Source organism: Streptomyces sp. NRRL S-1022 (assembly GCF_000720135.1).
Classification (GTDB): Bacteria; Actinomycetota; Actinomycetes; order Streptomycetales; family Streptomycetaceae; genus Streptomyces.
The window spans coordinates 289950-313602 of the sequence record NZ_JOIU01000016.1 but is presented as its reverse complement, the minus strand read 5'-3'; the positions used below and the strand labels follow the sequence as shown (position 1 = coordinate 313602).

The 23653-nt window shown below is 73.0% G+C and carries 26 protein-coding genes; 16 read left to right on the top strand and 10 right to left on the bottom strand.

All coding sequences use genetic code 11. From position 1 onward, the window contains the following. The coding region (locus tag IG05_RS0124410; protein ID WP_030345783.1) for an acetyl-CoA carboxylase biotin carboxyl carrier protein subunit at positions 1–376 on the top strand (376 nt) is incomplete at its 5' end. Between the two features lie 368 nt (positions 377–744). On the opposite strand, the gene IG05_RS0124405 is transcribed toward IG05_RS0124410, so the two are convergent. Both IG05_RS0124405 and IG05_RS0124400 read right to left on the bottom strand, forming a co-directional pair. Then, entirely contained in the window at positions 745–1689 is a 945-nt protein-coding gene (locus IG05_RS0124405) for a DeoR/GlpR family DNA-binding transcription regulator (protein WP_078894417.1), read from the bottom strand. Positions 1690–1855: 166 nt separating this feature from the next. After that, complete coding sequence (locus tag IG05_RS0124400; RefSeq protein WP_030345781.1) at positions 1856–3304, bottom strand: NAD(P)H-quinone dehydrogenase; 1449 nt, start codon at positions 3302–3304, stop codon at positions 1856–1858. Positions 3305–3391: 87 nt separating this feature from the next. Between IG05_RS0124400 and IG05_RS0124395 the strand changes: the two genes are divergently transcribed. The 3 genes from IG05_RS0124395 to IG05_RS0124385 all read left to right on the top strand — a co-directional run bounded on the left by IG05_RS0124395 (position 3392) and on the right by IG05_RS0124385 (position 6587). Next, positions 3392–3829, top strand: coding sequence for a gamma-glutamylcyclotransferase (locus IG05_RS0124395; RefSeq protein ID WP_030345780.1), 438 nt, complete (start codon positions 3392–3394; stop codon positions 3827–3829). Positions 3830–3963: 134 nt separating this feature from the next. Then, the gene (locus IG05_RS0124390) at positions 3964–4788 is read left to right on the top strand and encodes a purine-nucleoside phosphorylase (protein WP_030345778.1); all 825 of its coding nucleotides are present in this window, start codon (positions 3964–3966) and stop codon (positions 4786–4788) included. Positions 4789–4955: 167 nt separating this feature from the next. Continuing rightward, positions 4956–6587, top strand: a complete 1632-nt coding sequence (locus tag IG05_RS0124385; protein WP_030345775.1) for a phospho-sugar mutase — start codon at positions 4956–4958, stop codon at positions 6585–6587. A 64-nt stretch (positions 6588–6651) separates the two neighbouring features. Here IG05_RS0124385 and IG05_RS0124380 read toward each other — a convergent pair whose 3' ends face one another. Together IG05_RS0124380 and IG05_RS0124375 are read right to left on the bottom strand one after the other, a co-directional pair. Beyond that, entirely contained in the window at positions 6652–6849 is a 198-nt protein-coding gene (locus tag IG05_RS0124380; protein WP_030345773.1) for a hypothetical protein, read from the bottom strand. Between the two features lie 53 nt (positions 6850–6902). Next, positions 6903–7619 carry a PH domain-containing protein gene (locus IG05_RS0124375; RefSeq protein ID WP_030345771.1) on the bottom strand — a complete coding sequence of 239 codons (717 nt, stop codon included), beginning with the start codon at positions 7617–7619 and terminating at the stop codon, positions 6903–6905. Between the two features lie 134 nt (positions 7620–7753). Here IG05_RS0124375 and deoC point away from each other — a divergent pair, with 134 nt between their 5' ends. From deoC to IG05_RS0124360, 3 genes are read left to right on the top strand one after another with little or no spacing between them, the layout of a single operon-like run. Next, the gene (gene deoC / locus IG05_RS0124370; RefSeq protein ID WP_030345769.1) at positions 7754–8713 is read left to right on the top strand and encodes a deoxyribose-phosphate aldolase; all 960 of its coding nucleotides are present in this window, start codon (positions 7754–7756) and stop codon (positions 8711–8713) included. A gap of 6 nt (positions 8714–8719) precedes the next feature. Beyond that, entirely contained in the window at positions 8720–10150 is a 1431-nt protein-coding gene (locus IG05_RS0124365) for an aldehyde dehydrogenase family protein (protein WP_030345767.1), read from the top strand. After that, positions 10143–11027 carry an aldehyde dehydrogenase family protein gene (locus tag IG05_RS0124360; protein WP_030345765.1) on the top strand — a complete coding sequence of 295 codons (885 nt, stop codon included), beginning with the start codon at positions 10143–10145 and terminating at the stop codon, positions 11025–11027. Before IG05_RS0124365 ends, IG05_RS0124360 begins: the two co-directional genes overlap by 8 nt. 115 nt (positions 11028–11142) lie before the next feature. On the opposite strand, the gene IG05_RS0124355 is transcribed toward IG05_RS0124360, so the two are convergent. Beyond that, positions 11143–11544, bottom strand: a complete 402-nt coding sequence (locus IG05_RS0124355) for a hypothetical protein (protein ID WP_030345763.1) — start codon at positions 11542–11544, stop codon at positions 11143–11145. A 160-nt stretch (positions 11545–11704) separates the two neighbouring features. Here IG05_RS0124355 and IG05_RS0124350 point away from each other — a divergent pair, with 160 nt between their 5' ends. Then, positions 11705–12307, top strand: coding sequence for a uridine kinase family protein (locus IG05_RS0124350; RefSeq protein ID WP_030345761.1), 603 nt, complete (start codon positions 11705–11707; stop codon positions 12305–12307). 127 nt (positions 12308–12434) lie between these two features. On the opposite strand, the gene IG05_RS0124345 is transcribed toward IG05_RS0124350, so the two are convergent. Beyond that, positions 12435–13169: a SigE family RNA polymerase sigma factor gene (locus tag IG05_RS0124345; protein WP_030345759.1), complete on the bottom strand. Its 735-nt coding sequence runs from the start codon at positions 13167–13169 to the stop codon at positions 12435–12437. 239 nt (positions 13170–13408) lie between these two features. Here IG05_RS0124345 and afsQ1 point away from each other — a divergent pair, with 239 nt between their 5' ends. From afsQ1 to IG05_RS0124320, 5 genes are all read left to right on the top strand, one after another. After that, a complete protein-coding gene (gene afsQ1, locus IG05_RS0124340) occupies positions 13409–14086 on the top strand; it encodes a two-component system response regulator AfsQ1 (RefSeq protein WP_026248263.1) in 678 nt (225 codons plus the stop codon). Next, the gene (locus IG05_RS0124335) at positions 14083–15672 is read left to right on the top strand and encodes a sensor histidine kinase (RefSeq protein ID WP_037814544.1); all 1590 of its coding nucleotides are present in this window, start codon (positions 14083–14085) and stop codon (positions 15670–15672) included. The genes afsQ1 and IG05_RS0124335 overlap by 4 nt, the downstream gene beginning before the upstream one ends. Next, entirely contained in the window at positions 15669–16268 is a 600-nt protein-coding gene (locus IG05_RS0124330; RefSeq protein WP_030345752.1) for a hypothetical protein, read from the top strand. The genes IG05_RS0124335 and IG05_RS0124330 overlap by 4 nt, the downstream gene beginning before the upstream one ends. A gap of 70 nt (positions 16269–16338) precedes the next feature. Then, positions 16339–16902, top strand: coding sequence for a VanZ family protein (locus IG05_RS0124325; protein WP_030345750.1), 564 nt, complete (start codon positions 16339–16341; stop codon positions 16900–16902). Between the two features lie 110 nt (positions 16903–17012). Next, positions 17013–17213 (top strand): PspC domain-containing protein, encoded by a 201-nt coding sequence (locus IG05_RS0124320; protein ID WP_030345748.1) that lies wholly within the window; start codon positions 17013–17015, stop codon positions 17211–17213. Between the two features lie 73 nt (positions 17214–17286). Here the strand turns inward: IG05_RS0124320 and IG05_RS0124315 are convergent, their stop codons facing one another. After that, a complete protein-coding gene (locus tag IG05_RS0124315; RefSeq protein WP_030345747.1) occupies positions 17287–17670 on the bottom strand; it encodes a hypothetical protein in 384 nt (127 codons plus the stop codon). A 151-nt stretch (positions 17671–17821) separates the two neighbouring features. Continuing rightward, positions 17822–18985: an adenosine deaminase gene (locus tag IG05_RS0124310; protein WP_030345746.1), complete on the bottom strand. Its 1164-nt coding sequence runs from the start codon at positions 18983–18985 to the stop codon at positions 17822–17824. Positions 18986–19119: 134 nt separating this feature from the next. On the opposite strand from IG05_RS0124310, the gene IG05_RS0124305 reads away from it, so the two are divergent. Beyond that, positions 19120–19881 (top strand): alpha/beta hydrolase, encoded by a 762-nt coding sequence (locus IG05_RS0124305; protein ID WP_107051405.1) that lies wholly within the window; start codon positions 19120–19122, stop codon positions 19879–19881. A 12-nt stretch (positions 19882–19893) separates the two neighbouring features. On the opposite strand, the gene IG05_RS0124300 is transcribed toward IG05_RS0124305, so the two are convergent. After that, positions 19894–20847: a LysR family transcriptional regulator gene (locus IG05_RS0124300; protein ID WP_037814542.1), complete on the bottom strand. Its 954-nt coding sequence runs from the start codon at positions 20845–20847 to the stop codon at positions 19894–19896. 63 nt (positions 20848–20910) lie between these two features. Here IG05_RS0124300 and IG05_RS0124295 point away from each other — a divergent pair, with 63 nt between their 5' ends. Then, positions 20911–22203 (top strand): MFS transporter, encoded by a 1293-nt coding sequence (locus IG05_RS0124295; RefSeq protein WP_030345743.1) that lies wholly within the window; start codon positions 20911–20913, stop codon positions 22201–22203. Positions 22204–22351: 148 nt separating this feature from the next. Further along, complete coding sequence (locus tag IG05_RS0124290; protein ID WP_030345742.1) at positions 22352–23365, top strand: sigma-70 family RNA polymerase sigma factor; 1014 nt, start codon at positions 22352–22354, stop codon at positions 23363–23365. Here the strand turns inward: IG05_RS0124290 and IG05_RS45625 are convergent. Next, positions 23249–23635 (bottom strand): STAS domain-containing protein, encoded by a 387-nt coding sequence (locus tag IG05_RS45625; RefSeq protein ID WP_158839008.1) that lies wholly within the window; start codon positions 23633–23635, stop codon positions 23249–23251. The two genes, IG05_RS0124290 and IG05_RS45625, sit on opposite strands and share 117 nt — an antisense overlap. Between the last annotated feature and the right edge of the window lie 18 nt (positions 23636–23653).

Genomic DNA, 23653 nt, shown 5'->3' with positions numbered 1-23653 from the left:
GGAGGAGCTGGGCCGCGAGACGGTCGTCGTCGAGGTCGGCGGCAAGCGCCTGGAGGTCTCCCTGCCGTCCTCGCTGGGCATGTCGCTGGCCCGCACGGGCCTGGCGGCCGGGGCCAAGCCCAAGCGCCGCGCGGCGAAGAAGTCCGGCCCGGTCGCCTCCGGCGACACCCTCGCCTCGCCCATGCAGGGCACGATCGTGAAGATCGCGGTCGAGGAAGGCCAGGAAGTCCAGGAAGGCGACCTGATCGTCGTCCTGGAGGCCATGAAGATGGAACAGCCCCTCAACGCCCACAAGGCCGGCACCATCAAGGGCCTGACCGCCGAGGTCGGCGCCTCCCTCACCTCGGGCGCCGCGATCTGCGAGATCAAGGACTGACCCGCTCCACCGTCCACAGCCACGCCCGGCGGCCACGCTTCACGGTCCGCCGGGCTTGGCGTTCGCGGGCCGGTACGGGCTGGGCCGATCGGCGGAACGATTCACCGTCAAGTGGATGATGTGACCGAGCGGTCGGAGGAGCCACAGGGATGCTCGGCCCTCCCGGCGCCCTCCGCCGCTGTACCGGCCGCCGGCCGGGCGGGCACCCCGGGCGGGCGGGCACCCGGGCGCGGCCCCGACGCTCGCCTCCCCCTCGTACCTCCCGCCGCGGCGCACCGGTGAACCGGCGGCACCCACAGCACCGGCCGCACCCACAGCACCGGCGGCCCGCGGGGCAGCGCATCACCCGCCCCGCCCCCGTGCCGCCGTCACCGGCGGCGCAGGTCGGCGACCCGGCCGCGGTCGGCGGATGCCGGGTCGCCCAGGCCCGCGGCGGACCGCAGGGCGGAGGAACCGGGTACATGGCCTCGTCGCGGTCCCGGCAGGGGAGCGCGACGGCCCGCCGGGACCTGGTCACCCCCCGGGCTTCCGCTCGCCCCCGTGACGGCGATCTGCACCCCCTGGTCGGCGAGCGCCTGCAACTCCGTGGCGGCCCGGTCGTCGTGGACGGGCGGCTCGTCGGTGACCAGCCGGGTGATGAGGTCCGTCGGCACGGTCTGGAACATCGTGTCCGTGCCGAGCTTGGTGTGGTCGGCGAGGACCACCACCTCCGCGGCGGCCTGGACCAGGGCCCGGTCGACGGATGCCGAGAGCATGTTGGAGGTGGACAGCCCGCGTTCGGCCGTCAGGCCGCTCCCGGAGAGGAAGGCCTTCGACACCCGCAGGCCCTGAAGGGACTGCTCGGCACCGGAGCCGACGAGGGCGTAGTTGGAGCCGCGCAGGGTGCCTCCGGTCATCACGACCTCCACCCGGTTGGCATGGGCCAGCGCCTGGGCTACCAGGAGGGAGTTGGTGACGACCGTCAGGCCCGGCACGCGCGCGAGGCGACGGGCCAGTTCCTGCGTGGTCGTACCGGCCCCGACCACGATCGCCTCGCCTTCTTCGACGAGGCCCGCCGCGAGGTCGGCGATGGCCGTCTTCTCGGCGGTCGCGAGATGCGATTTCTGCGGGAAGCCGGACTCCCGCGTGAAACCGCCCGGCAGTACCGCACCGCCGTGCCGGCGGTCGAGGAGTCCTTCTGCCTCCAGTGCGCGCACGTCCCGCCGTACGGTCACTTCGGAGGTCTGGACGACGCGGGCGAGTTCACGGAGCGACACGGCACCGTTCGCTCGCACCATTTCGAGGATCAATTGGCGACGTTCAGCAGCGAACACGAAACTGACAGTAACCCCAGCGACCGTCTGGTTTCAGCAGTTTGCGCCGAATAACAGAAGTTGTTCGCATGGTGGGGCGGGAAGTGATATAGGCCCCGCCCGCCCCGACTATGCCGTCCGCATGCGCGGCAACTCCCCGTGACCGGCGGGCAGTCGGCCGGCCCCGTCAGCCCTCCGCGCTCGCCTTGCGGGTGTGCAGCTGCCGGGCGACTTCCGCGATCGACCCCGAAAGGGAGGGGTACACCGTGAACGCGTTCGCGATCTGTTCGACCGTCAGGTTGTTGTCGACGGCGATCGAGATGGGGTGGATCAGTTCCGAGGCGCGGGGCGCCACGACGACACCGCCGACGACGATCCCGGTGCCGGGCCGGCAGAAGATCTTCACGAAGCCGTCCCGGATGCCCTGCATCTTGGCGCGCGGGTTGCGCAGGAGGGGCAGCTTGACGACCCGTGCGTCGATCTTGCCCGCGTCCACGTCCGCCTGTGTGTAGCCGACCGTCGCGATCTCCGGGTCGGTGAAGACGTTCGAGGAGACCGTCTTCAGGTTCAGCGGGGCCACCGCGTCGCCCAGGAAGTGGTACATGGCGATACGTCCCTGCATGGCGGCGACGGAGGCCAGGGCGAACACGCCGGTCACGTCACCGGCCGCGTACACGCCGGGCGCGGTCGTGCGCGAGACCTTGTCGGTCCAGATGTGCCCGGACTCGCGCAGCTTGACCCCGGCCTCCTCCAGACCCAGTCCCGCGCTGTTCGGGACGGCGCCGACGGCCATCAGGCAGTGCGAACCGCTGATGACCCGGCCGTCGGCCAGCGTCACCTCGACCCGGTCGCCGACGCGCTTGGCGGACTGCGCGCGGGAGCGGGCCATGACGTTCATGCCGCGGCGGCGGAAGACGTCCTCCAGGACGGCGGCGGCGTCCGGGTCCTCGCCGGGCAGCACGCGGTCGCGGGAGGAGACGAGCGTGACCTTGGACCCGAGGGCCTGGTAGGCGCCGGCGAACTCGGCACCGGTGACACCCGAGCCGACCACGATCAGCTCCTCCGGCAGTTCGGTGAGGTCGTAGACCTGGGTCCAGTTCAGGATGCGCTCGCCGTCGGGCTGGGCGTCGGGCAGCTCCCGCGGGTGACCGCCGGTGGCGATGAGGACGGCGTCGGCGGTGAGGGTCTCCTCGGTGCCGTCGGCGGCGGTGACGACGACCTTCCGGGACCCGTCCAGGGCCTGCATGCCGTCCAGCCGGCCGCGCCCGCGCATGACCCGGGCGCCGGCGCGGGTGACGGAGGCGGTGATGTCGTGCGACTGGGCGAGCGCGAGCCGCTTGACCCGGCGGTTGACCTTGCCGAGGTCCACGCCGACCACCCGGGCCGCCTGCTCCAGCGGCGGGGTGTCGTCGGCGACGATGATGCCGAGCTCTTCGTACGACGAGTCGAAGGTCGTCATGACCTCGGCCGTAGCGATAAGGGTCTTCGACGGCACGCAGTCGGTCAGCACCGACGCTCCGCCCAGACCGTCGCAGTCGACGACGGTCACCTCCGCGCCGAGCTGAGCGGCCACCAGCGCCGCTTCGTATCCGCCGGGTCCGCCACCGATGATCACGATCCGAGTCACGTACCCCATTGTCCCGCACGCTTCAAGGTGCTACTGCCCGGGGGCACCCCCGGATCGGTCCCGGGGCGTGCGGGGCGCCTGCCGTACCCTCGGTGCATGTCGCTCTATGCCGCGTACGCCGGCAACCTCGACGCGCGCCTGATGTCCCGCCGCGCCCCGCACTCCCCGCTGCGCGCCACCGGGTGGCTGAACGGCTGGCGGCTGACTTTCGGCGGTGAGCAGCTCGGCTGGGAGGGCGCGCTGGCGACGATCGTCGAGGACCCGCTGGCGCAGGTCTTCGTCGGCCTGTACGACATCGCCCCCATGGACGAGGAGTCGCTCGACCGGTGGGAGGGCGTGGGACTGCAGATCTACCGCCGGGTACGCGTGCGCGTGCACACGCTGGACGGTGAGGAGCCGGCCTGGGCCTACGTGCTCAACGCCTACGAGGGCGGGCTGCCGTCGGCGCGGTACCTGGGCGAGGTCGCCGACGCGGCGGAGTCGGCGGGGGCGCCGCACGACTATGTGATGGAACTCCGCAAACGTCCCTGCTGAGCCGGCGCCCCGCGGCGCACCCTGGTTTTCCTCCCCTTTTGCCCCGCGTTTGTGGAAACCGACAAGACAACGGACCCAAACCCGTGGGCTCTGTCATCTACGCGCGTAGGCGAAGAGCGGTTACCCTCATCGGCGTGAACGCATCTCTTCTTCCGGACGACATCCAGGGCGACCCCTACGCCGCCGCCGACGCCGCCGCCGCGCGCCTGCGCGCACTGACCGGTGCCGAGACCCACGACGTCGCCCTCGTGATGGGCTCCGGCTGGGCTCCGGCCGTCGACGCCCTGGGCGCGCCCGACGCCGAGTTCCAGGTCACCGAGCTGCCCGGCTTCCCGCCGCCGGCGGTCGAGGGCCACGGCGGAAAGATCCGCTCGTACTCCTTCGGTGACAAGCGCGCCCTGGTCTTCCTGGGCCGCACCCACTACTACGAGGGCCGTGGCGTCGCCGCCGTCGCCCACGGTGTGCGCACCGCCGTGGCGGCCGGCTGCAAGACCATCGTGCTGACCAACGGCTGCGGCGGTCTGCGCGAGGGCATGCGCCCCGGCCAGCCGGTCCTGATCAGCGACCACATCAACCTCACGGCGACCTCCCCGATCGTCGGCGCCAACTTCGTCGACCTGACGGACCTGTACTCCCCGCGCCTGCGCGCCCTGTGCAAGGAGATCGACCCCACGCTGGAGGAGGGCGTCTACGCCCAGTTCCCCGGCCCGCACTACGAGACCCCGGCCGAGGTCCGCATGGCCCGTGTCATCGGCGCGGACCTCGTGGGCATGTCCACGGTGCTGGAGGCGATCGCCGCCCGCGAGGCCGGCGCCGAGGTGCTCGGCATCTCCCTGGTCACCAACCTGGCCGCGGGCATGACCGGCGAGCCCCTCAACCACGAGGAGGTCCTCCAGGCCGGCCGCGACTCGGCGGCACGGATGGGGCAGCTGCTGGGCCAGGTGCTGGGCAAGCTGTAGGAAACGGCGGCCCGGACCGGCGCAGGCGGGCCGCCGGTCCGCGCCGGCGCCGGCGCGACCGCGCCCGTTCACTGCGCGGCCGGCCGAGCCGGGTGGGCCGGCGGGCAGGGGGGTCCGGGGGCGGAGCCCCCGGTGGACCAGGCAAACAAGGAGAGGTTGATCCCAAGGTGCACGACGATCTCATGGCCAAGGCCAGCGCATGGCTCGCCGAGGACCCCGACCAGGAGACCCGCGACGAACTGGCCAAGCTGATCGACGCCGGTGACGTCGAGGAACTGTCGGCCCGGTTCTCCGGCACCCTCCAGTTCGGCACCGCCGGCCTGCGGGGCGAACTCGGCGCCGGCCCCCAGCGCATGAACCGCAGCGTCGTCATCCGCGCCGCCGCCGGCCTCGCCGCGTACCTGAAGAAGCAGGGCCACGCCGACGGCGTCGTCGTCATCGGCTACGACGCCCGCCACAAGTCCGCCGACTTCGCCCGGGACACCGCCGCCGTGATGACCGGCGCCGGCCTGCGCGCCGCCGTGCTCCCCCGCCCGCTGCCCACCCCCGTGCTGGCCTTCGCGATAAGGCACCTCGGCGCGGTCGCGGGCGTGCAGGTCACCGCCAGCCACAACCCGCCCCGGGACAACGGCTACAAGGTCTACCTGGGCGACGGCTCGCAGATCGTCCCGCCCGCCGACGCGGAGATCGCCGCCGAGATCGACGCGATCGCCTCCCTGCACGACGTCCCCCGTCCGGACGCCGGCTGGGAGACCCTGGACGACGCGGTCCTGGACGCCTATCTGGCCCGTACGGACGCCGTCCTGGCCGCCGGCTCCCCCCGCACCGCCCGCACCGTCTACACGGCCATGCACGGCGTCGGCAAGGACGTGCTGCTGGCCGCCTTCGCCCGCGCCGGCTTCCCGGAGCCGGTGCTCGTCGCCGAGCAGGCCGACCCGGACCCGGACTTCCCGACGGTCGCCTTCCCGAACCCGGAGGAGCCGGGCGCGATGGACCTGGCGTTCGCGCGGGCCCGCAGCACCGACCCGGACCTCGTCATCGCCAACGACCCGGACGCCGACCGCTGCGCCGTGGCCGTCAAGGACGGCGGCGACTGGCGGATGCTGCGCGGCGACGAGGTCGGCGCGCTGCTCGCCGCCCACCTGGTCCGCCGCGGTGTCCGGGGCACCTTCGCCGAGTCGATCGTCTCCTCCTCCCTGCTCGGCCGGATCGCCGGGAAGGCGGGGCTGCCGTACGAGGAGACCCTGACCGGCTTCAAGTGGATCGCCCGCGTCGACGGCCTGCGCTACGGCTACGAGGAGGCCCTCGGCTACTGCGTGGACCCGGAGGGCGTGCGCGACAAGGACGGCATCACCGCCGCGCTGCTGATCACGGAGCTGGCGTCCGTGCTGAAGGAGGAGGGCCGTACCCTCCTCGACCTGCTCGACGACCTCGCCGTGGAGCACGGCCTGCACGCCACCGACCAGCTGTCGGTCCGCGTCCAGGACCTCTCGCTGATCGCGGACGCGATGCGCCGGCTGCGCGAGCAGCCGCCGACCGAGCTGGCCGGCCTGCCCATCGTGCGGGCCGAGGACCTGACCCGGGGCACGGAGCAGCTGCCGCCCACGGACGGCCTGCGCTACACCCTCGACGGCGCCCGGGTCATCGTGCGCCCCAGCGGCACCGAGCCCAAGCTGAAGTGCTACCTGGAGGTCGTCGTCCCGGTCTCCGCGCACGCCGCCCTGCCGGCCGCCCGCACCCGCGCGGCCGAGCTGCTGACGGCCGTCAAGCGGGACCTGTCTGCAGCCGCCGGCATCTGAGGCCCCACCACGCCACCGCCGGTGCCGCCGGGGCGCCCCCAGGGGTGCCCCGGCGGCACCGGCGTCAGGGCGGGAACACCAGCGCCGCCGTCCAGGCGAGTTCCAGCGCCAGGGGCCACAGCGGCCGGCCCCGCCGCCCGTCCGCGGCGGGTACGGACGGGCGCAGCCCGGGGGCGCGCCACAGGGCGGTGATCTCGCCGGCGGTCCGTTCGTACGGGTGGGCTGGATCACGCCCGACCGCGGCACGCCACGGCGGCCTCACCCCACCGGGAGGGGCCGTCCCGTGGCTCCCGGCCACCGGAAGGGCCCCCGCCGTCACCCCACCGCCAGCAGGATCGCCAGCAGTACCGCGCCGGCGACCGCGGGTGCCGCCACCTCGTACGCCCAGCGCACGGTGACCTCGCCCTGCGCGGGCTCGGTCCCGCCCTGGCGCTCCAGCAGTTCCCGCAGCTCGTCCATGGCCTTGTCGGTCTCCGCGCGGGTCGGCCCGGTGTCCGGGACGCGCAGGCCGAACCCGCCGAGGCCGAAGCCGCCGAGGCCCAAGCCGCCGGGGCCGAGCGCGCCGCTCCCGCCGCCCGGCGTCACACCGCGGGCCGCGTCGGCCGCCGCCCGCTGCTGCCGGCGGGCCGCCTTCTTGCGGGCGCGCAGCGAGACGGGGATGGCCCACAGCTGGTATTTGGTGCCGGACTTGGCGACGACCTCGTTGGAGTAGCCGGAGCGCAGCGCGGCGACCTCGCCCCAGGGCAGGGTGACGACCCGGAACGGGTTGCGGACGCGCAGCCGCTCCTCGCCCGCGAAGACGGCGGGACGGAGCGTGAAGGCGATGACCAGCGGCACGATGAGGATCATCCCGGCCAGCGCCAGCCAGGGGGTCCGGCCGTGGCCCTTGACCAGGGCGTCGAAGCCCAGCCAGAGGACGACCAGGAGCAGCAGCACGCCGCCCGCCAGCCCCAGGGGCGAGCGGTAGATCCGGTCCTTGGCGGCGGACACGGGAGGCGGCGACGCGGGTGACGGGTGGTCCGGGGTGGTCATGGCCCGATTCTGCACGACACCGCCGGCGGTGCGGCCACGCGCCCGGGAACCGGCGCTCATCCGTGATCTCGGACCCGGGGCGAGCAGCGGGGGTGTACAGCCGCTACGCGCGTAGATATGCTCGTCTGGTGACCATGCCCACTACCGCACCCACAGCTCACGCTCTCTCGGACGTGACCGCGTCCGACAGCACGCTGCGCCGCTTCCTCCACGGGCTGCCCGGCGTCGACGCGGTCGGCCTGGAGGCGCGCGCCGCGTCTCTCGGCACCCGTTCCATCAAGACCACCGCGAAGGCCTACGCCATCGACCTCGCCATCTCGATGGTCGACCTGACGACGCTGGAAGGCGCGGACACCCCGGGCAAGGTCCGGGCGCTCGGCGCCAAGGCGGTCCACCCCGACCCCACGGACCGGACGACCCCCACGACGGCCGCGGTCTGCGTCTACCCCGACATGGTGGCCGTCGCCAAGGAGGCCGTCGCCGGTTCCGGCGTCAAGGTCGCCTCCGTCGCCACCGCCTTCCCGGCCGGCCGTGCCGCGCTCGACGTGAAGCTGGCCGACGTGCGGGACGCCGTCGCCGCCGGCGCCGACGAGATCGACATGGTCATCGACCGGGGCGCGTTCCTCGCCGGCAAGTACCTGAAGGTGTACGACGAGATCGTCGCCGTGAAGGAGACCTGCGGGGACAGCGCCCGCCTGAAGGTCATCTTCGAGACCGGCGAGCTGTCGACGTACGACAACATCCGCCGCGCCTCCTGGCTCGGCATGCTGGCCGGCGCCGACTTCATCAAGACCTCCACCGGCAAGGTCGCGGTGAACGCCACCCCCGCCAACACCCTGCTGATGCTGGAGGCGGTCCGCGACTTCCGGGCCCAGACCGGTGTACAGGTCGGCGTGAAGCCGGCCGGCGGCATCCGCACCACCAAGGACGCGGTCAAGTTCCTGGTGCTGGTCAACGAGACCGCGGGCGAGGACTGGCTGGACAGCCACTGGTTCCGCTTCGGCGCCTCCTCGCTCCTCAACGACCTGCTGATGCAGCGCCAGAAGCTGGCCACCGGCCGCTACTCCGGTCCCGACTACGTGACGGTGGACTGATCCCCCATGGCTTTCGAGTACGCACCCGCCCCCGAGTCCCGCGCGGTCGTCGACATCGCGCCCAGCTACGGCCTGTTCATCGACGGCGAGTTCGCCGAGGCCGCCGACGGCAAGGTCTTCAAGACCGTCTCGCCGTCCACCGAGGAGGTCCTCTCCGAGGTCGCCCGGGCCGGCGCCGAGGACGTCGACCGCGCGGTGAAGGCGGCCCGCAGGGCGTTCGAGAAGTGGTCGGCGCTGCCCGGCTCCGAGCGCGCCAAGTACCTGTTCCGCATCGCCCGCATCGTCCAGGAGCGCAGCCGTGAGCTGGCCGTCCTGGAGACGCTGGACAACGGCAAGCCGATCAAGGAGACCCGCGACGCGGACCTCCCGCTGGTCGCCGCGCACTTCTTCTACTACGCGGGCTGGGCCGACAAGCTCGACCACGCCGGCTTCGGCGCGAACCCGCGGCCGCTCGGCGTGGCCGGTCAGGTCATCCCCTGGAACTTCCCCCTGCTGATGCTGGCGTGGAAGATCGCCCCGGCCCTCGCGACCGGCAACACGGTCGTGCTGAAGCCTGCGGAGACCACCCCGCTGTCCGCCCTGTTCTTCGCGGACATCTGCCGCCAGGCCGGACTGCCCAAGGGTGTCGTCAACATCCTCCCCGGCTACGGCGACGCGGGCGCCGCGCTGGTCGCGCACCCGGACGTGAACAAGGTGGCGTTCACCGGCTCCACGGCCGTCGGCAAGGAGATCGCCCGCACGGTCGCCGGCACGCGCAAGAAGCTCACGCTCGAACTGGGCGGCAAGGGCGCGAACATCGTCTTCGACGACGCACCCGTGGACCAGGCCGTCGAGGGCATCGTCACCGGCATCTTCTTCAACCAGGGCCAGGTCTGCTGCGCGGGCTCCCGGCTGCTGGTCCAGGAGTCGGTCCAGGACGAGCTGCTGGACTCCCTCAAGCGCCGTCTGTCCACGCTGCGCCTGGGCGACCCGCTGGACAAGAACACCGACATCGGCGCGATCAACTCCGCGGAGCAGCTGGCCCGGATCACCGCGCTGGCCGAGCGGGGCGAGGCGGAGGGCGCCGAGCGCTGGTCGCCGGCCTGCGCCCTGCCGGAGAGCGGCTACTGGTTCGCCCCGACGCTGTTCACGAACGTCACCCAGGCCCACACCATCGCCCGTGACGAGATCTTCGGCCCGGTGCTGTCGGTCCTCACCTTCCGCACCCCGGACGAGGCGGTCGCCAAGGCGAACAACACCCAGTACGGCCTCTCGGCCGGCATCTGGACCGAGAAGGGCTCGCGCATCCTGGCCGTCGCCGGCAAGCTGCGCGCCGGTGTCGTCTGGTCCAACACGTTCAACAAGTTCGACCCGACCTCGCCCTTCGGCGGCTACAAGGAGTCGGGCTTCGGCCGCGAGGGCGGCCGCCACGGCCTGGAGGCGTACCTCGATGTCTGACCGACTGTCTGTCTTCAAGACCTACAAGCTGTACGTCGGCGGGAAGTTCCCGCGTTCCGAGAGCGGCCGGGTGTACGAGGTGCAGGACTCGAAGGGCAAGTGGCTGGCCAACGCTCCGCTGTCCTCCCGCAAGGACGCCCGGGACGCGGTCGTGGCCGCGCGCAAGGCGTTCGGCGGCTGGTCCGGCGCGACCGCCTACAACCGGGGACAGGTCCTCTACCGCGTCGCGGAGATGCTGGAGGGCCGCAGGGAGCAGTTCGTCCGGGAGGTCGCGGACGCGGAGGGCCTGTCCAAGTCGAAGGCCGCCGCGGTGGTGGACGCCGCGGTCGACCGCTGGGTCTGGTACGCCGGCTGGACCGACAAGATCGCCCAGGTGACCGGCGGCGCCAACCCGGTCGCGGGCCCGTACTTCAACCTCTCCTCCCCCGAGCCGACCGGCGTGGTCGCCGTGCTGGCCCCGCAGGAGTCGTCCTTCCTCGGCCTGGTGTCGGTGGTGGCCCCGGTGATCGCCACCGGCAACACGGCGGTCGTGATCGCCTCCGAGAAGGCCCCGCTGCCCGCCCTGTCCCTGGGCGAGGTGCTGGCCACCTCCGACGTCCCGGGCGGCGTGGTCAACGTGCTGTCCGGCCGCACGGCGGAGATCGCGGCGCCGCTCGCCGCGCACCAGGACGTCAACGCGATCGACCTCGCGGGCGCGGACGAGGTGCTGGCGAAGGAGCTGGAGGTCGCGGCGGCCGACAATCTGAAGCGGGTGCTGCGTCCACAGGCTGTGGACTACTTCGAGACGCCGGGCATCGAGCGGATGACGGCGTTCCTGGAGACGAAGACGGTGTGGCACCCGACGGGGTCGCTGGGCGCGGGCGGGTCTTCCTACTGACGGGTCCCGGGCGGGGAACTGCCGCCGTCGGCCGGCCGCGGGCGCGTTGCGGCCTGTCGCGCCCGCGCGGCGGAGCCGCATGCCGGACCCCGCCCCGCGCCCGTCGGGGGCGCCCTCAGTGGCCCGGGACTCCGAGGGCCTGGCCCAGCACCGGGACGCTGCCGAACGACGGGGCCTGGGCCAGGGGCCGGGTCAGGCTCTGGGAGCCGACCGGCTTGAAGTCGGCCAGCTGGGTGCCCACCCCGTTGTCCAGGGGGTCCACGCCTGTGCCCGCGAGCGGGTTGGGCTTGAGGCCGGCCACCGGGCCGGTGACGTACTGGACCATGCCCGTCGTGGCGCGCAGGCCAGACTGCGGGTCGACGTGGCCGATGTCCGTGGGGCGGTAGCCGACGCCCAGAGCGGGGATCGAGTCGGCGGACGCCGTGGCCGCGCCCGCCCCCAGGACCGCTCCGGCGGCCACCAGGGTGATCAGGGCGCGCTGCGCGGCGGGGTGCTCGGGAGAGGTGTGTCGGGCCATCGCTGGTGCCACCTTCTGGTGCGCAGGGTAAGAGGATCGACACACAGGGTAGTTGAGGTGAGACTCACGCTCAAAAGCCGACCCGCGGGGTCGGCAGGGCGGCCGCGATGCCTCAAACTGGTGTTCCGTGAGCCTTCATCCTCCGTTCCCCGCCCGTGTCGTGCTGCTGTGCGGCCCCTCGGGCTCGGGCAAGTCACTCGTCGCCGCCCGCTCCGGGCTTCCCGTGCTGCGCCTGGACGACTTCTACAAGGAGGGTGACGACCCGACTCTGCCCCTGGTGCAGGGGAGTTCGGACATCGACTGGGACCACCCGCAGTCGTGGGACGCGGACGTCGCCGTCGAGGCCATCACCCGGCTGTGCGCGACGGGCTCGACCCCGGTGCCGGTGTACGACCTCTCGCTGAGCGCCCGCACCGGCGAGGAGACGCTGCACATCGGCCGTACCCCGCTGTTCATCGCGGAGGGCATCTTCGCCGCGGAGATCGTCGAGCGCTGCCGGGAGCTGGGCCTGCTGGCGGACGCGCTGTGCCTGACCCGCGGCCCGGTCACCACCTTCCGGCGGCGCTTCCTGCGCGATCTGAAGGAGGGCCGCAAGTCGGTGCCGTTCCTGCTGCGCCGCGGCTGGCGGCTGATGCGGGCCGAGCGCACGATCGTCGCCCGCCAGGTGTCCCTCGGCGCGCATCCGTGCGACCGGGACGAGGCGCTGGGCCGGGTGGCGGCAGCGGCGACGGGCCGGCCGGTGCGGCAGGAGACGGCGGCGTAACGCCCGTACGCACGACAACGGGACCGGCAGGCCCCCCAGCCCGTCCGGTCCCGCTCCCGTTCTTCCCCCGTTCCCCCGAAGGCCCACCCCCCGGTGGTCCCCCGTTCTCCCCCGTTTCCCCCGTCCTTCAGGCGACGAGCTCGCCGAAGGCGTCCTCCTGGTCACGGCCGAAGCTGAGGACCTCGTCCTCGCGCAGCCGGCGCAGCGAACGCCAGATGCTCGACTTCACCGTGCCGACACTGATGCCGAGGATCTCCGCGATCTCCGGGTCCGTGCGGCCCTCGTAGTAGCGCAGGACCAGCATGGTGCGCTGGAGTTCGGGCAGCCGGGCCAGCGCCTGCCACAGGACCGCGCGCAGCTCGGTGCCGCGCATCGCGTCCGTCTCGCCGGGCGTCTCCGGCAGTTCCTCGGTCGGGTACTCGTTGAGCTTGCGGCGCCGCCAGGCGCTGATGTGCAGGTTGGTCATGGTGCGGCGGAGGTATCCGCCGACCGCCGCCTTGTCGCTGATCCGCTCCCACGCCCGGTACGTCGAGAACAGCGCGCTCTGCAGCAGGTCCTCGGCCTCGAAGCGGTCACCGGTCAGGTGGTAGGCGGTGGCGTACAGGGAGGCGCGGCGCTCCTGGACGTAGGCGGTGAACTCCGCCTCGGTCAGCGAACGGCGCTCCCCCGGCTCCTCCCCGTACGCGGCTCCCCCGTGAGCTTCCCCCCGTGCGTCGACCACCGTCATGTAGGCGGTGTGCTGACGCCCGGTGCCGCGAGCGCACCCCCGCCCGCTCACGGCACCGGACTTCTCGGAACCCCGGTGCACGTCGTGCAGACGCGTGACCACTGCGCTGGTGCTGATGCTGTGCAGCGTGTTCATCTCGCGCTCCCCGTCGTGGACTTCCGGCGATTCGGTCTTGCCGGGCGGTACCGGCTCCCCGTCCGGCCCGTGTCGAAAAGATTGCCGGGGCCACTTCATGGCCGTGTCCGCCGACTGTCACAGACCTGTCACAGGGGCCCGGCCCAGGGCCGTCACGGTGGGTGCACAGGTCATGGCGCTGCGGACGGCCTGGCGCCGGCAGGTCGTACGGCGGGCCCTCCATGGGCCAGAATGAGCCCGTGCCTTCCCTGTTGCTGATCGAGGACGACGACGCCATCCGTACGGCCCTGGAGCTCTCCCTGACGCGCCAGGGACACCGGGTGGCCACCGCTGCCAGCGGCGAGGACGGTCTGAAGCTGCTGCGCGAGCAGCGGCCGGACCTGATCGTGCTGGACGTGATGCTGCCCGGCATCGACGGGTTCGAGGTGTGCCGGCGCATCCGGCGCACGGACCAGCTGCCGATCATCCTGCTGACCGCGCGCAGCGACGACATCGACGTCGTGGTCGGCCTGGAGTCGGGCGCCGACGACTATGTCGTCAAGCCGGTGCAGGGCCGGGTGCTGGACGCCCGGATCCGGGCCGTGCTGCGGCGCGGCGAGCGCGAGTCCAGTGACTCGGCGACCTTCGGCAACGTCGTCATCGACCGGTCGGCGATGACCGTCACGAAGAACGGCGAGGACCTCCAGCTGACCCCGACCGAGCTGCGGCTGCTGCTGGAGCTGAGCCGGCGGCCCGGTCAGGCGCTGTCCCGGCAGCAGCTGCTGCGGCTGGTGTGGGAGCACGACTACCTCGGTGACTCGCGCCTGGTCGACGCCTGTGTGCAGCGGCTGCGCGCCAAGGTCGAGGACGTGCCGTCGTCCCCGACGCTGATCCGCACCGTCCGTGGTGTCGGCTACCGCCTGGACGCGCCTCAGTGACCGATACGCAAGGGGGGCTGCGCGGCTGGGCCGCGGGGCGCAGGGGAAGTCTGTCGCGGCTCAGGTTCACCAGCCTCCGGCTGCGCCTGGTGCTGGTCTTCGCGCTGGTCGCGCTCACCGCCGCGGTGTCGGCGTCGGGCATCGCCTACTGGCTCAACCGGGAGGCGGTGCTCACCCGCGCCCAGGACGCGGTGCTGCGCGACTTCCGGCAGGAGATGCAGAACCGCGCCGGCGCGCTGCCGGAGCATCCGACCCAGGACCAGTTGCAGCGCGCCGCGGGCCAGATGGCCGCCAGCAGCCAGCGTTTCAGCGTGCTGCTGGTCGCCCAGGACGCCGACGGCAAGACGGTGTACGGCAACTCGGGCGGCATCAACGGCTTCGCCCTGGAGGACGTGCCCGGGTCGCTGCGCGCCGCCGTGGCCAAGCGGCAGCAGGTGAGCGGCGCCAACAAGGAGCCGTACCACCTGTACTGGCAGCGGGTCGTGGACCACGGCACGCCCTACCTGGTGGCCGGTACGCGCGTGATCGGCGGCGGCCCGACGGGCTACATGGCGAAGTCCCTGGAGCCGGAGGCCAAGGACCTCAACTCGCTGGCCTGGTCGCTGGGCATCGCCACCGGGCTCGCGCTGATCGGGGCCGCGCTGCTCGCGCAGGCCGCCGCCACGACCGTGCTGAAGCCGGTGCACCGGCTCGGGGTGGCCGCGCGGCGGCTCGGCGAGGGCAGGCTGGACACCCGGCTGCGGGTCTCCGGCACCGACGAACTCGCCGATCTGTCCCGGACGTTCAACAACGCGGCCGAGGCGCTGGAGCAGCGGGTCGCGGAGATGGCCGCGCGGGACGAGGCGTCCCGCCGGTTCGTCGCCGACATGTCCCACGAGCTGCGCACACCGCTCACCGCCATCACCGCCGTCACGGAGGTGCTGGAGGAGGAGCTGGAGGCGGAGACCGGGAGCATGGACCCGATGATCGAGCCGGCCGTCCGGCTGGTGGTCAGCGAGACCCGGCGGCTGAACGACCTCGTCGAGAACCTGATGGAGGTCACCCGCTTCGACGCGGGCACCGCCCGGCTGGTCCTGGACGACGTCGACATCGTCGACCAGATCACCGCCTGCATCGACGCCCGCGCCTGGCTGGACGCGGTCGAGCTGGACGCCGAACGCGGCATCCACGCGCAGCTCGACCCGCGCCGCCTGGACGTCATCCTCGCCAACCTGATCGGCAACGCGCTCAAGCACGGCGGCTCGCCGGTGCGGGTGTCGGTCCGGGAGACGGACGACTCGATCGAGATCCGGGTCCGCGACCACGGGCCCGGCATCCCGGAGGACGTCCTCCCGCACGTCTTCGACCGCTTCTACAAGGCGAGCGCCTCCCGGCCGCGCTCCGAGGGCAGCGGGCTCGGCCTGTCCATCGCCCTGGAGAACGCCCACATCCACGGCGGCGAGATCATTGCGGCCAACTCCCCGGAGGGCGGAGCGGTGTTCACCCTGCGGCTGCCACGGGACGCCTCACGGCTCACCGAGGAGGACGGCGGGGACGCCGGGGACAGCAGGACCGACACGCACAGAGCAGGAGAGGAGGGGTCATGACCGTACGACGGCTGCTGGTGCTGCCCCTCCTGGGCGCGCTGCTCACCGGCTGCGGCATCCGGGCCACGGAGGTGCCGACCGACTTCGGGGCGGCGCCGTCCCGGGTGCCGTGCTCGCTGGCCGGGCCCGACGAGTCCGCGCAGTCCGCGCACGGGGTGCCGGTGCAGGTCTTCCTGCTGTGCGGGGCGTCCCTGGTGGCCGTCGACCGCACCGTGCCGGTCCCGGAGGGCACCGCGGACGCCCGGCGCCGGGTGATCGTGGCGCAGGGGCTGCTGGACCAGCTCGCCAAGCAGCCCTCCTCCGCGGAGCGCTCGGCGGGCTACACGACGTACGTGCCCGGCGGTCTCGGGGTGACCGGGCCCCGCCCGAAGGACCCCGAGGACACGCTCCGCCTGAGCACGGCGCCCGCGCGGCTCACCTCGTACGCCCTGGCGCAGCTGGTGTGCACCCTGTCCGACTCGGCGGCGACGGAGGACGACGGCTCGGTCATCCTGGGCGGGCCGGCCCCGGACCCGCTGCGCCGCTACGAGTGCACGGACGAGCTCCGCGACCACCCGGGCAGCACGCAGCCGCCGTCCAGCGGGGTGACCGCTTAGCCCGGGGCGGTCGGGCGGCGAAAGCTTCCGGGGCGGAACCAATCACGCCGGCCCCGGCGTCTAGGGGGTCGTGCAGCGTCAAGGCTCCATCGGCGGCAGCGCCGCGATCCGCGTCCGTGTGACAGGAGGTGTCCTCCTCGTCGCCCACCTCGCCCTCGTCGCCTGGCTGATGCTGCGCCCGCTGGACGTCCCCTGGGTCACGCCCCCGAACCTGCGGCCGCTGGCCGGCATCCGGGCCGACCTCGCGCTCGGCTGGCCGCACGCGGTCAGACCCCTCGGCGAGGGACTCGCGCTGCTCGCCCCGCTGGGCGTGCTGCTGCCGGCGGCGCACGGCAGGCTCACCGTCCTCCCGCTCGCGTCCCTGCTCCGTACGGCCGCGGCCGGCACCCTGGTCTCCCTCGGCATCGCCCTGCTGCAGACCGGCGTACCGGGCCGCGTCGTGGACGTCGACTCGCTGCTGCTGAACACGGCGGGCGTCATCCTGGCCCACCTGGCCGTCGTACCGGCGGGCCGGGCCTGGCTGCGGCGGCGGGACGTGCGGGAACCGGGGGCGGCGGAACCGGCGGTCACCGTCCAGGAGGAGCTGTCTCAGGGCCGTACCCCGACGATTCCCAGGGTCGGGATCGCCCCGTAGAGGGACGCTTCGTCCTCTTCGTCTCCGTACGGTGGACAACAGTTGAGGGGTCCCACCGGGGGTCCCGCCACCGGCTCGGACGTCGAGCCGACGACCACGGAGGAGCCGACATGAGCGCGCTTGCCCGCCCCACCCACGGCCGCATGATCGGCGGAGTCTGCGCCGGACTGGCCCGGCGCTTCGGCACCTCGGCCACCACGATGCGGGTGATCTTCCTGGTGTCCTGCCTGCTGCCGGGCCCGCAGTTCCTGCTCTACATAGCGCTGTGGCTGCTGATGCCGTCCGAGGACAAGGCCCGCACGGCCTGGTGAACGCGGGCGCGGACACGCCACGGGGGCGCCCCCGGACATGCCGGAGCGCCCCGCGCAGTACGGAAGGCCGGGGTCAGCCGACCGGGATCCCGTTGATCGGCACGCCGTGCGTGGGCGAGCCCTTCAGCGGCAGTCCGCCCAGCAGGCCGGCGACCGGCTTGGTCGGGCCCTGGGCGACGACGCTCTCGGCGACCGGCTGCGCGGCGGCCGCCCCCTTGCCGACGGCCGGCATCGCCGCGGCGACACCGCGCTTGGCCACGGGCTTCAGCGTCTTCACGGCGCCGCTGTCCGGCAGCGCCTCGATGACCTGCCCGGGCGGCAGCGTCCTGGTGACGGTGTCCAGCGTCTTGCCGGCGTCCGGGCTGACCGGGGCTGCGCTGGCCGCGCCCGCACCGGCGGCGGCGAAGGCGGCGCCGAGGGCGGCGACACCGAGGGTCTTGGCAGCAGACTGCTTCATGGTGAATGCGTCCTTGCATGCGGAGACGGGAGATCACGAACGATCCGAGCGGTCCACGACCGTAAACATCCCGGGCCGCCCGCCGCAAACACCGAAATACGGACGCCTTGTGAAAGTACGTCCGCTTTCCGGGCCGGGAAACACCGGGTGACTACGCCTCCGGACCGCCAGAACCGCTGGTGGACGCGGTTTGCCGGAACAGCCATTCGGATTTCAGCTCGGCATATCCGGGCTTGACGACGTCATTGATCATGGCGAGTCGTTCATCGAAAGGAATGAACGCTGATTTCATCGCATTGACGGAGAACCACTGGAGATCGTCGAGCGTGTAAGCGAACGCCTCGACGAGGTGCTCGAATTCCCGGCTCATGGTGGTGTGCGACATCAGCCGGTTGTCGGTGTTCACCGTGGCCCGGAAGTGCAGCCGGCGCAGCAGCCCGATGGGATGCTCGGCGTAGGAGGGAGCGGCCCCGGTCTGCAGGTTGGAGCTGGGGCACAGCTCCAGCGGGATCCGCTTGTCCCGCACGTAGGAGGCGAGCCGGCCGAGCGTGACCGAGCCGTCCTCGCGGACCTCGATGTCGTCGATGATCCGCACCCCGTGGCCGAGCCGGTCGGCGCCGCACCACTGGAGCGCCTGCCAGATGGACGGCAGCCCGAAGGCCTCGCCGGCGTGGATGGTGAAGTGGTTGTTCTCCCGCTTGAGGTACTCGAAGGCGTCCAGGTGCCGGGTGGGCGGGTGGCCGGCCTCGGCGCCCGCGATGTCGAAGCCGACCACGCCGGAGTCCCGGTGGCGGTTGGCGAGTTCGGCGATCTCCAGGGAGCGGGCCGCGTGCCGCATGGCGGTCAGCAGGGCGCCGACCCGGATCCGCCGGCCGTTCTCCCGGGCCAGCCGCTCACCCTGGCGGAACCCCTCGTTGACGGCCTCGACCACCTCTTCCAGGGTCAGGCCCCCGTCGAGGTGCTGCTCGGGCGCGTACCGCACCTCGGCGTAGACGACGCCGTCCTCGGCGAGGTCCTCGGCGCACTCCCGGGCGACCCGGACCAGGGCCTCGCGGGTCTGCATGACGCCGACGGTGTGCCGGAAGGTCTCCAGATAGCGTTCCAGCGAGCCGGAGTCGGCGGCCTCCTGGAACCAGATCCCCAGCTTGTCCGGGTCGGTCTCGGGAAGCCCGGCGTAGCCGCTCTCGCGGGCGAGGTCGACGACGGTGCCCGGGCGGAGCCCGCCGTCGAGATGATCGTGCAGCAGTACCTTGGGCGCCCGGCGGATCTGGTCCGCGGTGGGGGCGTTCCCGGTCGGTGCGGTCTGGCTCGTCATTTCCGCACTCTAACGCCTACGCGCGTAGAAGGGCCGGTGTGCGCGACGGCTGTCTCCCGGCGGTTTTCCGCCGATACCCAACGGTGACCCCCCGGACGGGTTTCGTACACCGCGCCTTCTGAGACTGTTCTGTCATGGGACAGCAAGCGACGCCGGTCCGAACGGCCAGGCTGGGGAGGACAGTCGGCCCGGAGCCGACGTCGGTGAGCGGAGCGGTGCTGCTGCTCCCCGGCGGGGAGGAGGTCTCCGCCCGCCGGCCGTCCCCCGTCCGGGCGATGAGCCTGCTGCGCTCCCTGGGCCGCGCCCTGGCGCGCGCGGGCCGGTCCGAGGGGCTGGCCGTGCACCCCGTCCACTACCGCTACCGCGGCTGGAACGGCAGCGAGGCCCATCTCGCGGCGGACGCCGAGTGGGCCGCCGACGAGGTCGTACGACGGTACGGGGACGTGCCCGTCTGCCTGGCCGGCGTCGGCATGGGCGGCCGGGCGGCGCTCCGGTCCGGCGGCCACGAGGCCGTCAACTCCGTCGTGGCGCTCGCCCCCTGGCTGCCGGAGGAGGACGTCGCCGCGCCCGCCGAGCCGGTGAAGCAGCTCGTGGGGCGCCGCGTGCTGATCGCCCACGGCACGAACGACGAACGGACCGACCCCGAGCTGTCCTTCCGCTTCGCGGCACGGGCGAAGAAGGCGAACCGGGAGGTGTGCCGGTTCGAAGTGCACTCCGACGGACACGGGTTGCACGGGTACCGGGACGAAGTGGTCTCCCTGGCGGTGGACTTCGCCATGGGCGCGCTGTTCGGGCACTGCGTGTCCCGCCCCGTGGAGGACGCGCTGGCCGCGCCGCCGCCGATCGGACTCCGGATGCCGCTGGCCGCGGGGTTCGGCAAGTCGCTCAAGCGGTAGGGCCCGGGGCCCCTAGGCGGGCAGCAGGTTGCCCCTCCTGGACAGCAGGAACTTCTTGAACGCGGCCACCGGGGGTGTGTCCGGGCGGTCGGCCAGCCAGGCCACGCCGATCTCGCGGGCCGCTCTCGGGGCCGTGACCGTCAGTTCCACCACGCCCGGGCGGGCGACGGTGGGGGGCGGCAGGAGGGCCACCCCGAGACCCGCCGCCACCAGGCCGCGCAGGGTCTCCGCCTCCTCGCCCTCGAAGGCGATGCGGGGTTTGAAGCCGGCCTCGCGGCACAGGTCGTCGGTGATGCGGCGCAGGCCGTAACCGGGTTCGAGGGTGACGAAGGTTTCCTCGGCCGCCTCGGCCAGGCGGATGCGGCGGCGGGCCGCCAGGCGGTGCTCGGCGGGGACGACCAGGCGGAGCTTCTGCTCGTCGAGGCGCCGGGCGACCAGGTCGGGGGCGTCGGGGACGGGCGAGGTGAGGCACAGGTCCAGCTCGCCGGCGCGCAGCCCCTCCAGCATCGCCTCGCCGTAGTTCTGCACCAGGCTGAAGCGGACGCGCGGGTGGTCGGCGCGGAAGGCGTGCAGCAGACCGGGTACGGTCTCGGCGCCCATGGTGTGCAGGAAGCCGAAGGCGACCTTGCCGGTGGCCGGGTCGGCGTCCGCGCGGACCTCCTCGGCGGCCCGCCCGATCTCGCCGAGGGCCCGCTCGACGGAGGCGAGGAAGGTGCGGCCGGCGGTGGTCAGGGAGACCGTGCGGCCGTGCCGGGCGAACAGGTCGACGCCCAGGTCACGCTCCAGCCGGGCCATCGCGCGGGACAGCGTGGACTGGGGCACGTTCAGCTCCTGCGCGGCCCGGGTGACGTGCTCGGTGCGGGCCACGCCGGCGAAGTACGCGAGCCGCGGGGCGAGCGACAGCGCCATGTCTTTCGTGTCACCGGACGGTGACAGGCGAGCCTGTGAGCTTTGCTGATGCGCCATGGGAACGATTATGGCCGTTCCATGCATTGGACGCATGAAAGAGGCCGTACGTACGGTCGAGTCATGTCTCCCGCCAGTACCGGGGCGTCCACCCGCGTGGGCGCCGTCCCGTCCGTCCCGTCCGTCCCTGCCCCCGGCTCCGACTCCCGGCTGACCCCGGGCGGCCCCGGCTACCGCCGGATGAGCCTCGCCCTGTTCCTCGCCGGGGTCGCGACCTTCGCCCTGCTCTACTCCACCCAGGCCCTGCTGCCGCTGATCTCCGGGGAGTTCGGGGTCGCGGCGAGCGAGGCGAGCTGGACCGTGGCCGCCGCGACCGGTGGACTGGCGCTGTTCGTGCTGCCGATGAGCGCGCTGTCGGAGCGGTTCGGCCGCCGTACGGTGATGACCGGCTCGCTGGCCGTCGCCGTCACGGTCGGCATGCTGGTGCCCTTCGCCCCGTCGCTCGGCGCGCTGGTGGTGCTGCGGGCGGTGCAGGGTGCCGCGCTGGCCGGGCTGCCGGCCTCGGCGCAGGCCTACCTCGCCGAGGAGGTGCGGCCGAAGGCACTGGTCACGGCGATAGGACTGTTCGTGGCCGGCAACAGCGTCGGCGGCATGAGCGGCCGGGTGATCACCGGCTGGGTCGCGCAGGAATGGGGCTGGCGGATCTCGGTCGGGGTGATCGGCGCGCTCGCCGTCGGGTGCGCGGTGGCGTTCCGGCTGCTGCTGCCGGCGCCGCGGCACTTCACGGCGGGTTCGCTGCGCCCGCGGGTGCTGCTCGGCACCGTCCGCGGTCACCTCGCCGACCCGCTGCTGCGCCGCCTGTACGCGATCGGCGCCCTGTTCATGACGGTGTTCGGCGGCGTCTACACGGTGATCGGCTACCGGCTGACGTCCGCGCCGTTCGGGCTGCCGCAGGGCATCGTGGGCTCGATCTTCCTGGTCTACCTGGTGGGTACGGTGTCGGCGTCCACTGCGGGCCGGCTGGTGGGCCGGTTCGGCCGCCGGGGCGCGCTGTACCTGGCGGGCGGCACGACGGCGGCCGGGCTGCTGCTGTCCCTGGCGGCCTCGCTGCCGCTGGTCCTGCTGGGCCTGGTACTGATCACCGCGGGTTTCTTCGCCGGGCACGCGGTCGCGTCGTCCGCGGTCAGCAAGACGGCCACGCACGGCCGTGCCCAGGCCTCGGCGCTGTACCAGTCGGCGTACTACATCGGCTCCAGCGCCGGCAGCACGGTCGGCGCGCTGGCCTTCCGCGCGGACGGCTGGTCCGGCACGGTCGGCGTCGGCCTCCTCGCGATCCTTGGGGTCGTCGCGATCACCGTCCTCGGTTCCCGGGCCGCCCGGGTGGCGGCCCGGCGGGAGCCGGTGGCCGCGCACTGACCCGGCGTACGCCGCCCATCTCCGAACACAACCACTCCGAGCTGGGCTTTTCCCGACTCCGGGGGCCATTGTCAGTGGGCTGCGGTAGCTTCCAAGGAGCTGAGGCGTGAAGGCGCGCCGCAGGGACGGCCACAGGGGTGGGTGGACGATGGGCGACAGCACGGCGACGGCGGATCTCGGCGTCGCACTGGAGAAGCACCGGACCGAGCTGACCGGGTACTGCTACCGGATGCTCGGCTCCTCCTTCGAGGCCGAGGACGCGGTGCAGGACACCCTGGTGCGGGCCTGGCGGAGCTACGAGAAGTTCGAGGGCCGGTCCAGCCTGCGCTCGTGGCTGTACCGGATCGCGACGAACGTGTGCCTGGACATGCTGACGGCGGGCAACAAGCGGGCGCGGCCCATGGACCTGACGGACTCCACCCCGCTCGCGCAGGCGGCGCTCTCCCCGCGCCCGGACAACACCTGGCTGGAGCCGATGCCGGACGCGCGCGTGCTGCCGGCCGTGGCGGACCCGGCGGAGGCGGCGGTCGCCAGGGAGTCGGTCCGGCTCGCCTTCATGGCGGCGCTCCAGCAGCTGCCGCCCAAGCAGCGGGCGGTGCTGATCCTGCGCGAGGTGCTCGCGTGGAAGGCGAGCGAGGTGGCCGAGCTGCTCGACACGACGGTCGCGTCGGTGAACAGCGCCCTGCAGCGGGCCCGCGCCACGCTTGCGGAGCGCGGGGACACGGGCGCCGAGGGCGCGGTGTCCGACCCGCTGGACGAGGAGCAGCAGAAGCTGCTGGAGCGGTACGTCAAGGCCTTCGAGGGCTACGACATGACGGCGCTGACGGCGCTGCTGCACGAGGACGCCGTCATGACGATGCCGCCGTTCGACCTGTGGCTGCGCGGCACCGCCGACATCACCGGCTTCATGACCACCCTCGGTGCCTCCTGCGCCGGCTCCCGGCTGCTGCCGGTCCGGGCCAACGGCCTGCCGGGTTTCGCGCACTACAAGCCGGACCCGGACAACGGCGGGTTCACCCCGTGGGCGGTGCAGGTGCTGGAGATCTCAGACGGCCGGATCACCGGCTTCCACTGCTTCCTCGACACCCAGCGGTGGTTCCCGCTCTTCGACCTGCCCCTCCACCTGGAAGCGGAGCCCGACGAGGCCGAGAAGGGCGTGTAGCGCGGGGTCGGCGTCCCGCAGCCAAATCCGCCCGCCGGCCCGGCGGGCGGTCAGCTCCAGCCGGGCCAGCAGGTCGACGGCCGCCAGCCCCGGTGGTCCGAGCCCGCCCACATCGCACACGACCACCCCGGCCGCGCCCCCCTCCAGCAGGGCTCGCACCCGGGCACACAGCCCGGGCACCTCGTCCCGGCGGACGGGCCCGGGCAGCACCAGCACGGCGGGGGTCTCGGCATTCACGTGCGGTAGACCGGCGGGGCGGGCGGAACTCATCGCGGGCGCCGGAGATCA